Origin of the sequence: Thermoflexus sp., assembly GCF_040289485.1 — a bacterium.
In the GTDB taxonomy this organism is placed as follows: Bacteria; Chloroflexota; Anaerolineae; order Thermoflexales; family Thermoflexaceae; genus Thermoflexus.
In genome coordinates, this window is sequence record NZ_PSLG01000067.1 from 1 (window position 1) to 10,898 (window position 10,898).

Consider the following 10,898-nt stretch of genomic DNA (forward strand, 5'->3'; position numbering starts at 1 on the left):
CCCCGTAGCCCCGCGGGGGCAGGAACCCCAAAACCTGCCCCCGCCCATCCCAACCTGGCCTTGTCGTTAAAACCCCCGCGCCTCCCGCCACAGGCGATCCAGTTCGGGGATACGCGCCTGCTCTCGCTCCCACCACTCGGGATCCAGTTGCGCGTCCAGTTCCTCCACCGTCTTGCCCTGCTGTTCCACCCAGGTGAAGTATTTCAGGTTGTGCCAGCGACGGCGGTTCTCCTGGGTCCCCTCCTGGATCCAGTCCAGCCCCTGACCGTGGAAGATGTGGACCAACCGCACTATGGCCTCCGTCTCATCCATCGGCCCGTATTGGCGGGTCAGGTCTGCCATCACGGATCGATAGCGCTCGATGTTATCGGTGGCCACGGTGACGATGAGGTCCTTCCGCCCGAAGCGATAAAACTTGGCCGTCTTGATGGCCCCCAGGACGTTGGCGATACCGCTGATGCCGAAGATCTGGGAGAGCCGCTCGATCTGCTCCTCAGGGACACCGTGGCGGGCCAGGACCTTCCAGCCCGGCTCCTCGGTGAGCAACTGAAGGCCCTTCTTGCACGAAAGATCATCGATGCACATCAGGGCGTCCATGTTCGTGACGTGATGGATCCAGGTGACGTGCTTGTCGCCGATGCCCTGAATGTCATGGACCCCGTAGCCGTTCATGTAGAGGGTGGGACATTGGATGGGCTCCAGGCCGACGACCCGACACGTCGGCCAGACCTGCTTCAGCCGGTCGCCAGCCCCGATGGTCCCTGCGGAGCCCATGGCGGAGACGAAGGCCGCCACCCGGCCGTCCCCGATCCCCCGGGCCTGCAGCTCGGCCGCCAGGTCGACGATGGTGTTGCCCGTGACGTAATAGTGAAAGCGATAGTTGCCCAGTTCGCTGAACTGGTTAAGGATGCGCACCCGCGGGTCGGAGGCCGCCAGCTCTTTGCACTTATCGAAGATCTCCTTGACGTTGCTCTCCGAGCCTGGGGTCTTGATCACCCGCGCCCCGTAGGCATGGATGCGCTCGAACCGCTCACGGCTCATCCCCTCGGGCAGGATGACGATGCCCTCGAAGCCCATGCGCCCGCCCACCCACGCCCCACCGATGCCATAGTTGCCGGTGGAGGGCCAGACCAGCACGTGCTCGCCGGGGCGCAGGCCCTCCAGCAGGATCTTCTCCATCAGGATGGCATAGGCGGCGCCGACTTTGTGGGATCCGGTGGGAAAGTCCTTGGCGTAGAGGACCACGATGGGGGCCTCGACGCCGGTGAGGGCCGGGGGGAGGACCTCATAGTAGATCCGCCCCGCGGGGTCCCGCCAGGTGATGTGGAACAGGTTATGGGGATCCAGCGGATCGCGCTCGCGGACGGCGAGGGCGCGGGCGCGGATCGCCGCCGGCTGCAAAGAGGGATCCCGCATCTCCGCGAAGGTCGGGCCGAAGAAAGGCAGCCGCATCGTTCACCTCCGTTCTCTGGAGCGTCTTTGGAACGATGATAGCGCAAACCCGACCGCTGGGGGCGCTTCTTCCGACGCCATCCGGGAAAGGTATACAATAGGGGACCAACCGGATCGGACGGGTGGGAGGCGGCGCATGGTGAAGCCAGGGACTTCCCCCTCGGCGATGGGCCGGGCGGACACCATCGGCCGGTGGCTGCTCCGGGAGTGGCTGGGGATCTTCCTTGTGGGCTACGGGCTCTTCGTGGGGCTCCCCTGGCTGGCCCCTGTCCTGATGCATCTCGGCTTGGAAGCCCCAGCCTGGGCCCTCTACGGCCTCTACAGCATGTTCTGCCATCAACTCCCCCAGCGCTCCCTCTTCCTCTTCGGCCTGAAACCGATGTATTCCCTGAGCGAGATCCGGCAGGTGTGGCCCTATGAAGACCCCCTGCAGTTGCGGGCCTTCATCGGCAATCCCATCTTCGGCTACAAGGTGGCCTGGTCGGACCGCATGGTCTCGATGTATACCAGTTTATGGGTTGCTGCTCTGCTCTTCGCCCTCTCCGGCCGTCGCTGGCGGCCCCTTCCTTTGTGGGCCTTCGTTCTCCTCGCGCTGCCCATGGCTGTCGATGGGACCACCCATTTCATCAACGATCTGCTCTACGGCATCGGAGAGCGCGGGTTCCGTTACGACAACGCATGGTTGGTGGCGCTGACGGGGGGCCGGCTCCCGACCTGGTTCTACGTGGGGGACGCCCTGGGCTCCTTCAACTCGTGGATGCGGTGGATCACCGGGATCCTCTTTGGCTTCGGGTTGGGGGCCCTGGCCTTGCCCTACGGGGAGGCCGCCATGCAGGCGATGCAGGAGGAGCCATGATCCGGCTGCGCTCCCTCCCCTTCACGGCGCAGCGTCCGTCCGCAGGCTCGGGGCTGTTGCTGGTGAACCTGGCCACCTTCACGTGGGCCACCAACATGATCTTGGGTCGCTGGCTGCGGGACAGCGTCGGGCCGCTGACGCTGTCGGCGATCCGGTTCGCGGTGGGGGCGGCGATCTTCGGGCTCCTGTTGCGCTCGCGACCGCCGGAGGAGCGCCGGCTCGGGGCCGACGGGAGGCTCCTCGCGGGGATGGCCCTGACCGGGGTTGCCCTGTTCGCCCCCACGCTGTATTGGGGCCTGCGAGAAACCACCGCGGTGAACGCCACCTTGATCAACGGCCTGGGACCCCTGATCACTGGGCTGCTGGCCGCGGCGTTGATCCGGGAGCCCCTCCCCCCTCGCCGGCTGGGGGCAGCGGCCCTCGGGCTGCTCGGGGTGGCGCTGGTGATCTCCAACGGATCGCCAGCGTTCTGGCGGAACCTGCACGGCCGCCGGGGGGATGGGCTGGTGCTCCTGGCGGTGACGCTGTGGGGGCTCTACTCGGTCCTCGGGCGGCGGGTGATGGCCCGCCGCTCGGCCCTCTCCGCCACCGCCTGGTCGATGGCCCTGGCGCTGCCCCTGCTGATCCCAGCCGCCCTGGTGGAGCAGCAGATCCTCCCCGCCCGCTGGCGCCCGGAGGTGATCGCGGCCGTCCTCTACATCGGCGTGGCCCCGACAGTGGTGGGTTTCCTCTCGTGGAACGAAGGGGTGCGGCGGCTGGGGCCGGGAGGCGCCATGCTGTTCTACAACACCCTGCCGATCTACGGCGCGCTGCTAGGCGCCCTCCTGCTGGGGGAGCCCCTGGGCCCGGCCCACGGGCTGGGCGGCGCCCTCATCTTGGGGGCCGGCCTGTGGGCCGCGCGATCACGGGACTGATCGGCCGAAGCGAATGGCCTCGGCTCAAGGCGCCCCCCCCGCCCTCCGCCTCGGGAGGAAACATCTCGCTCATGGTCACCAACCGGAAGCGGGCCGCCAGGTCCGGCAGCGCCGCGCGCACACCCTCCACCTCCGGCCGGCTCACATGCAACAGCACGATCTCCCCGCCCCGCACGTTCTCCCGCAGATACGCCGCGATGGCAGCGGGGTCCGGCCGGCCCTGGGCGAAGAACGGCCGGTAGGTCTCCAGGGTCCACAACGCCACCCGCATCCCCCGCCGGCGGACCGCCTCCAGGATCTCCGGGTTGGCCTCACTGGTGAACCCGGCCATCCCTGGCGGCCGGAACCAACGGGTGGGATAAGTCCGGCCCAGGGCCTCTTCGGCCGCCGCCTGCCAGCCGTCCAGTTCTGCCTCCATCTCCTGTTGGGGAAGGACGTTGAGGAACCGATGGCGGAGGGTGTGGTTGCCGAGTTCGTGGCCCTCCGCCACGATCTGCCGCGCGATCTCCGGGTGCGCCCGCAGCACCCACCCTATGCAGAAGAAGGTGGCCCGGGCCCCCGCTGCCCGCAGCGCCTCCAACAGCGGCGGGATCTCCTCGGTCCGGAAGCAATCATCGAAAGTCAGGGCCACCAGTGGCGGCGCGCCCCGGCAAACGACCCCTTTCGCCGCACATGGAGAGCGGCGACGGCGCGGGGCGGCAGGGCGATGGGTTGCCCGCTCTCGGAGAAGGGCCTGCTCGGCCGCCACCGCCCGCGGATCCTCCGTCGGCGATGTGGGAACAGGAGTTCCCTCCGGGGGAAGGGGAGCCCTCCCCAGGGCCAGCAGGCCGGCCAGGGCCAGCCCCCAGCTCGCCCGGTGGTTGAAACGAGGGGATCTCTTTCGGATCGGCCAGCCCATGGGACGCTCCTTCAGTCCGCCAGGTCCTCCACCGCTCCGGCGGGAGCGCCGGGGGCTTGGGGGGCGGAGATCGGGCGGGGGCGCGAGGGCGGCTTCACCCACCGGGCCACCTCCCCGCGGGTCCCTGCCACGCCCAGCCGTTCAAAGAGCAGGGCAAAGCGGGCCTCCAGCGCCGCCCGGATCGGGCCGCGCACCGCCTCCGGCAGCGACCAGAAGGCCGCCTTGAACGGCCCCCAGGCCCGCTTGCGGACCTTGTAGTAGAACTGTTCGTCGGTCTCGCCGGGCCGGCGCTCGTCCGAATGATGGGCCCGAAGGTAGGCGTAGATCTCCTCCCGGAAGGACGGGGGAAGGTGATCGAAGACCAGGTTCTGGAAGCCGGTGGCCAGATGCACCTCGCAGGCCTCGCATTCCACAAACTTGTGGAACGCCTCCTCCGGGAGGGTGCTAGCGCCGTGCTGCACCGCCCCCGCCAGCCCGTATTCCAGCCGGGCCACCCGCGAGAGGGCCCGCAGGGTTTCGAAATCGATGGCCACCTGGGCCAGCGTGCCATCCGGCAGCACCACGCCACCGTGGGTCGTGCCCGTCTGGACGCTGATCTTGCTCAGGCCCACCTCCTCCCCCAGATGCCGTCGGTAGCCGTCCATGAAGGCCCGCAGTTCCTCGACGGTGCTGTTCTTGCCCCCCACCTCTCCGATCTCCCCACCGACCGAGACGGTGACGCCGGGCGGCTGGATGGTGCGGATGTAACGGGTCAACTCAGCGCACAGAGTGTAGTTCAAGCGCTGTTGCTCATCCAAGGTCGGCTTGGAGAGGTCCACCAAGGTAGAGGTGTCGATGTCGATGTTGTAAAAGCCGGCGGCGATCGCCTCGGCGATCAGGGCGCGGACCGCCTGGAGTTCCCCCTCGGGATCCCGGGCGTAGGCTTTGGCCGACACCTGGAAATGATCGCCCTGGAGGAAGAGGGGGCCGGAGAAGCCCTCCTTGATGGCAGCGGCCATCACCACAACGGCGTATTCCTCGGGGCGCTGATCGGTGTAGCCGATCTCGCTGCGGGCGATCTCGAAGATCATCGCCCCCACGTCCAGCCGAAGGGCCGCCCGGAAGGCGGCGCGGGCCATATCGTAGGTCATCCCCCGCAGGTTCATGGCCGGCACGGTGAAGGTCGGGGGGATCTCCCCCCGGCCCCGGGCCATATACAGATCGTGGATGGAGGCCGGCAGGACCCCCAGCGCCCGGCCGATGTCGTAGATCCACCAGTGGGCCTCCGCTTGCTCCGCCGGGCTCCCAAAGACGGCTGCGTGGACCAAGGCATCGATCCCCTCCGCCCGGACCCACGCGGGATCCCGGATCTCCACCCCGTCTTTCGCGAGCGCCAGCGCCGCTCCCCACTTCGGCATGCGCAACCGCTCCCGCGGATCGTTCATGTCATCCCTCCGGGGATGATCGCCGACGAGCACGAGCAGCGGTCTTGGGCTCGCCGGCTCGGATCCCTCCGGGGCCGGCGCGGGGTCCGAAGGGGCCGTCGCTACAGCCGCTTCCGGCGCGGGACCTCCCGCCGTTGGAGGGACGGAGGCAGCCGGTGCGGCCCGGCGCAGTTCAGCCACCCCGATTTTGACCCCGCGCCGACAGAACGGACACTCCCGCACCCCATACCGGGCGTTCGCTGCCAGAGCGACCGCCAGAAGGGCCCCGGCCTCCTCCCGGGAGATCGAGAACGGACGGCCACAATATGGACAGCGGGTTCGCAGCACGACCCCCTCCTGAACGATGAGCGCGAGGGATTCCCTCCTCCCGCCAGCGCCTTCGATTTTGGACGCCTCTTCCCCAGCCGGCAAGCCTGCCTGCCGCTCAGCGGCGCGGGGATCCAACCCCTGCCTCTCGAAGGACCTCCTCCAGCACGTCCATCCCCCGCCCCACCAGGTCCCGATCGGCCTGGGCGCCCATATGGCCGATGCGGAAGACCTGGCCGGCCAGCGGGCCCAGGCTCCCGCCCACGACCATCCCCCGCTCCCGCAACCGCCGATCCAACTCCGGCCAGGGCAGGCCCTCCGGGACGTAGACGGCAGTGACCGTGGGGGAAGACCATTCCTCCCGTCGCGGGAAGAGCCGAAGCCCCATCGCCTTCAGGCGGTCCCGACAGTAGGCTGCCACCTCCGCATGACGCCGGAAGACGTTCTCCAGGCCCTCTCGAAGCACGCGGCGGCAGGCGACGTTCAGCGCAGCCATGGCGTGCCAGGAGGGCGTATAGGGGAACCAGCGCTCCTCCAGCGCCATGCGGAAGGGCGCCAGGGCGTCGTAGCCCACATAGCCAACCTCCTGCACGATCCGCCAGGCCCGCTCGCTCACCGCCACGATCCCCAGGTCCGGCAGCGCCGAGAGGCACTTCTGGGTCCCCACCAGGCACAGATCGATGTGCCAGGCGTCGACCTGGAGGGGGACCCCGGCGGCGCTGGAGACCGCGTCCACGTAGAACAGCGGGACATCGTAGCGGGCCACCAGATCCCCGACCTCGGCCACAGGGTTGAGGGTCCCCGACGGCGTCTCACAGTGGACCATGGTCACCATCTTCGGACGGACGCGACGGATGGCCTCCTCCACCCGCTGGGGGTCGGCGGCCTCGTCGAAGTCGAACCCTACCACCTCCACCTCGGCCCCAACGGAACGGGCCATCTCGGCGATGCCATAACCGAAGACCCCCGTGGCCACCGCCACCACACGGTCCCCGGGGCGCAGGGTGCTCTTGAGGGCACCCCAGAGGACCACCATCGCCTCCCCCGTCATGATCACCATCGCGTTCCGGGTCCCCAGGATGGCACGCAACATGTCCTGGGTTTCGGCGTAGAGTTCGTAGTATTCAGGCTCCAGGTCCGCCGAGCCGTAATCCTCCTGATAGGCCGCCCGGATCTCCGCCGGCACCGTGGTCGGGCCGGGGACCAACGGGAGGGCATAGGTGCGCATGGCCACACCCCCATGCGGTGTTCCGCCGCCTGCGCGGCCGCATCCCTTTCCGTTCCATGGTGCAGCGACCGCCCCGCCTTGACAAGTCGATCACGCGGGATAAAATTTAGATGTGGCTAAATTCATCGAGGCAGGCATATGGAGGAACACCGGTATCGGGGGAATGGGGAGACCCGGGCGTGGGAGGGTCCTTCCGCCCTCGGAGCGCGGCGTGCGGACGCGCGGACGGTGGCTGCGGCCCTGGAGGTGCTCGCCGGGCGGAGCCGGCGGGGCCTCCTGGGGCGCCTGATCCCCTTCCTGGGGCCGGCCTTCGTCGCCTCCGTCGCCTACATGGACCCGGGGAACTTCGCCACCAACATCCAGGCGGGGGCCCGCTACGGCTACTTGTTGCTGTGGGTGGTGCTGGCCAGCAACCTGATGGCCATGCTCGTCCAATATCTTTCCGCCAAACTGGGCATGGCCACCGGCCGCAACCTCGCCCAGTTGTGTCGGGACCAGTTCCCCTGCCCCGTGGTCTGGGGGATGTGGGCGGTGGCAGAGGTCGTGGCCATGGCCACCGACCTGGCGGAGTTCGTGGGGGCAGCCGTCGCCCTCAACCTCCTGTTCCACATCCCCCTGCCCCTGGCCGGCCTGGTCACCGGCCTGATCACCTTCACCATCCTCCAGATCGAGCAGGCCGGGTTCCGGCCTCTGGAGATGGTCATCATGCTCTTCGTGGCTGTCATCGGCCTCAGTTACCTCGCCGAACTGTTCCTCATCCGCCCCGACCCGGCCCGCATCGCCCAGCACATTTTCATCCCCCGCTTCTCCGACACCGAGAGCGTGCTGCTGGCCAGCGGCATCCTGGGGGCCACGGTGATGCCCCATGTCATCTTCCTTCACTCCGCCCTGACCCAGAACCGGATCCCCATCGCGGACGTGGAGCGGAAGCGGCGCCTGCTGCGGATGGAGCGGATCGACGTGGTGATCGCCATGGGGATCGCGGGGCTGATCAACGCGGCCATCATGATCGCGGCCGCCGCCGCCTTCCACTTCGCCGGGCTCCCCGAGATCGGTACCCTGGAGGAAGCCTATCGCACGCTGATCCCGCTGCTGGGCCCCTTGGCCGGGGTGCTGTTCGCCGTCGCCCTGCTGGCCTCCGGCCTTTCCTCCTCGGTGGTGGGGACCATGGCCGGCCAGGAGATCATGCAGGGGTTCCTCCACCGCCGGATCCCCGTGGGAGTCCGACGGCTGGTCACGATGCTGCCCTCCATGGTCGTGCTGGGGATGGGCTGGGATCCCACCCGCTCGCTGGTGATCAGCCAGGTGGTGCTGAGTTTCGGGCTCCCCTTCGCCCTCGTCCCCCTGATCCTGTTCACGGCCCGGGAGGATCTGATGGGGCCGTTGCGCAACCGCCCCCTGACCACCGCCCTCGCCGGGCTGGTGGCCACCCTGGTGATCGGTCTCAACCTTTTCCTGCTCTACCGGCTGCTCCACGGGTCGCCCGTGTAAGAGGGGGATCGGGCCCCTGGCTCAGCCCCTGCTGCTCCCAGTGCTATACTGCGTATTGAGAGCGCCGCCGACCCTCGCGGGCGACCATCCCGACGAGGAGGGGCTCGATGGGCAAGTGGAATCCGCGTCCCCTACCGCTGATCGCAGCCTTGTACCTGGCCCTGGCCCTGCTGCACAGCGCGCTGAACCCCCTTTTCGAGTCCCCCGATGAGCTGTGGCATATCGGCATGGCGGTCCGCCTGGCGCGTGGGGAAGGCCTTCCTGTCCAGCGCCCCGGCGAGGAGACCCCCTGGCGGCAGGAAGGCAGCCAGCCGCCGCTGTATTACGCTCTATTGGCCGGGATCACCCATGCCCTCCGTCTCCCGCTGGACGACCTCGAGGCCCTGGTTCACCGCAACCCGCACGCCCATCCCGGCGACGCCTCTCAGGTGGCCAATCGCAATCAGGTACTGCGCGGGCCATGGGAACCCTTCCCCTGGCGGGGGGCGGTCCTCACCCTCCACCTCTGGCGTCTGGCCTCGGTGCTCCTGGGCCTCCTGACCGTTCTGGCAACGGTGGAAACGGTCCGGCTTTTCTTCCCGGATCGTCCCTGCTGGGCCCTGGGGAGCGGCCTGCTGGTGGCGGCCAACCCAATGTTTCTTTTCATCACGGCGTCGGTGAACAACGACGCGCTGGTCAACGCGATGACGGCGGTGGGCCTGTGGCTTCTGGCCCTTCGCTTCCGCCGAGGGCGCTCCTGGGTGCGCACTGTTCTGCTGGGCCTAGCCCTGGGGGCAGCAGCATTGGCCAAACTGAGCGGCCTCGCCCTCTGGCCACCGGCCCTCGCCCTTCTCCTGATCGTTGCCCGACGGGAACGTCAGTGGCGGCATGGGGTGCTGGAGGCGACCGCTGTTTTCACCATCGCCCTGGCCCTCTGCGGCTGGTGGTTCTGGCGCAATTGGACCCTCTACCACGACCTCCTCGGCCTCTCCGTGATGTTGGACATCGTCGGACGGCGCTCGGCCACCCTCACGGACCTGGTCCGGGAGTTCGAGGGCTTCCGCTGGTCCTTTTGGGGCGTCTTCGGGTGGATGAACGTCCTGATGCCCCTCTGGGTTTACCGTTTGCTGGATCTGTGGACGGCTCTCTGTGCCGCAGGCCTGCTCGCCGGCGTGGGACGGTCCGCTTGGCGCTCCGCCCGGTCCTGCCGCTGGGGTGAGAGGTGGCTGGTGGGATTGTGGCTGCTGGCCTACGTTGCCGTTCTTTTCGCCGCCTTCCTGCGCTGGACATCCCAGACGATGGCCTCCCAAGGAAGGCTGCTGTTCCCAGCCATCGGCCCCATCTCCCTGGGGTTGTGGGCAGGGTGGGAAACGGTGGTCTTCGCCATTAGCGGATCTCATCGCCTGGTCCGGCCCCTGCGCGCCCTTCCCGTCCCTCTCCTGGCCGCGCTGGCCTTTCTTTCGCCCTTCCTCTGGATCGCCCCCGCTTACCGCCCCCCGGAGTGGCCCGAAAAAGCGGAAATCCCCCACCGCCTGGAGGCCTTCTTCGGCGATGAATTCCGGCTGCTGGGGTATGCCCTTTCCCCTTCCTCCCTGCAGCCGGGGCAATCCGTAGACCTGACCCTCTACCTGGAAGCGCTCCGGCGGCCGAGGCGGGATTGGAGCCTCTTCGTCCACCTGGTGGACGACCTGGACATCATCGTGGCCCAGGACGACCGCTACCCCCGACAGGGCTTGGTCCGAGCGACGTCCCTGGAGCCGGGCCAGCGCTGGATCGAAGTCTATCGTCTGAGGGTGCCGGAGACGGCTGCCGCCCCGGCCCGCCTCTCCCTGAGGATGGGCTTCTACGACCGGCGCACGGGGGAGCGGATGCCGGTCTCGGATCGGGCGCGGAATCCCCAGGGGGATTTCGTCGCCTTCGGCGACTTGGCCCTCCTCCCCCGCCCGGGCCCTTACCCGAACCCGCTCGCTTATCGATTTGGGAAGTGCGTGGAGCTGGTCGGATACGAGATGGCGCCTCGGCGGGTGCATCCGGGGGAGACGGTGGTGCTGACGTTATACTGGCGGTCCCGCTGTCCGACGCGCCATGACTACACGGTCTTCACCCACATCCTGGAACCGCCGCAGACCCTCTGGGGACAGGAGGACCGGCCGCCGGTCCCGCCCACGTCCCGCTGGCAGGCAGGGGAGATTTACCGAGAGACTTACCGTTTGGTCGTGAAGCCGGAAACCCCTCCTGGCTTCTATGAGGTAGAGATCGGTCTCTACCGGCCGGACACCGGCGAGCGGCTGCGTTTAGAGGACGGCCGGGACTTCCTACTTCTGAGCCGGGTGCGGGTGCTGCCGCGTCC

General features: G+C 68.3%; 8 protein-coding genes. 4 read left to right on the plus strand and 4 right to left on the minus strand.

What is annotated here, in order from left to right; genetic code table 11:
* Positions 1 to 66: 66 nt before the first annotated feature.
* Entirely contained in the window at positions 67 to 1,452 is a 1,386-nt protein-coding gene (locus C4313_RS09760) for a PLP-dependent cysteine synthase family protein (protein WP_352429675.1), read from the minus strand.
* 136 nt (positions 1,453 to 1,588) lie between these two features.
* Between C4313_RS09760 and C4313_RS09765 the strand changes: the two genes are divergently transcribed.
* Together C4313_RS09765 and C4313_RS09770 are read left to right on the plus strand one after the other, a co-directional pair.
* A complete protein-coding gene (locus C4313_RS09765; RefSeq protein WP_352429676.1) occupies positions 1,589 to 2,308 on the plus strand; it encodes a DUF2085 domain-containing protein in 720 nt (239 codons plus the stop codon).
* Entirely contained in the window at positions 2,305 to 3,222 is a 918-nt protein-coding gene (locus C4313_RS09770) for a DMT family transporter (RefSeq protein WP_352429677.1), read from the plus strand. The genes C4313_RS09765 and C4313_RS09770 overlap by 4 nt, the downstream gene beginning before the upstream one ends.
* Here the strand turns inward: C4313_RS09770 and C4313_RS09775 are convergent.
* From C4313_RS09775 to C4313_RS09785, 3 genes are all read right to left on the minus strand, one after another.
* On the minus strand, positions 3,179 to 4,120 hold the full coding sequence (locus tag C4313_RS09775) for a polysaccharide deacetylase family protein (protein WP_352429678.1): 942 nt from the start codon (positions 4,118 to 4,120) through the stop codon (positions 3,179 to 3,181). The genes C4313_RS09770 and C4313_RS09775 overlap by 44 nt on opposite strands.
* An 11-nt stretch (positions 4,121 to 4,131) precedes the next feature.
* Positions 4,132 to 5,544: a class II fructose-bisphosphate aldolase gene (locus C4313_RS09780; RefSeq protein ID WP_352429679.1), complete on the minus strand. Its 1,413-nt coding sequence runs from the start codon at positions 5,542 to 5,544 to the stop codon at positions 4,132 to 4,134.
* Positions 5,545 to 5,968: 424 nt separating this feature from the next.
* Positions 5,969 to 7,078 (minus strand): pyridoxal-phosphate-dependent aminotransferase family protein, encoded by a 1,110-nt coding sequence (locus tag C4313_RS09785; protein WP_352429680.1) that lies wholly within the window; start codon positions 7,076 to 7,078, stop codon positions 5,969 to 5,971.
* Between the two features lie 138 nt (positions 7,079 to 7,216).
* On the opposite strand from C4313_RS09785, the gene C4313_RS09790 reads away from it, so the two are divergent.
* Together C4313_RS09790 and C4313_RS09795 are read left to right on the plus strand one after the other, a co-directional pair.
* Positions 7,217 to 8,569, plus strand: a complete 1,353-nt coding sequence (locus C4313_RS09790) for an Nramp family divalent metal transporter (protein WP_352429681.1) — start codon at positions 7,217 to 7,219, stop codon at positions 8,567 to 8,569.
* 107 nt (positions 8,570 to 8,676) lie between these two features.
* Positions 8,677 to 10,898 (plus strand): DUF2142 domain-containing protein (locus C4313_RS09795; RefSeq protein ID WP_352429682.1); only part of this gene is annotated, 2,222 nt, incomplete at its 3' end.

Coding starts and splice junctions, on each gene's coding strand:
- C4313_RS09760 (WP_352429675.1), bottom strand. CDS start 1,452: ATGCGGCTGCCTTTCTTCGGCCCGACCTTCGCGGAGATGCGGGATCCC.
- C4313_RS09765 (WP_352429676.1), top strand. CDS start 1,589: ATGGTGAAGCCAGGGACTTCCCCCTCGGCGATGGGCCGGGCGGACACC.
- C4313_RS09770 (WP_352429677.1), top strand. CDS start 2,305: ATGATCCGGCTGCGCTCCCTCCCCTTCACGGCGCAGCGTCCGTCCGCA.
- C4313_RS09775 (WP_352429678.1), bottom strand. CDS start 4,120: ATGGGCTGGCCGATCCGAAAGAGATCCCCTCGTTTCAACCACCGGGCG.
- C4313_RS09780 (WP_352429679.1), bottom strand. CDS start 5,544: ATGAACGATCCGCGGGAGCGGTTGCGCATGCCGAAGTGGGGAGCGGCG.
- C4313_RS09785 (WP_352429680.1), bottom strand. CDS start 7,078: ATGCGCACCTATGCCCTCCCGTTGGTCCCCGGCCCGACCACGGTGCCG.
- C4313_RS09790 (WP_352429681.1), top strand. CDS start 7,217: ATGGAGGAACACCGGTATCGGGGGAATGGGGAGACCCGGGCGTGGGAG.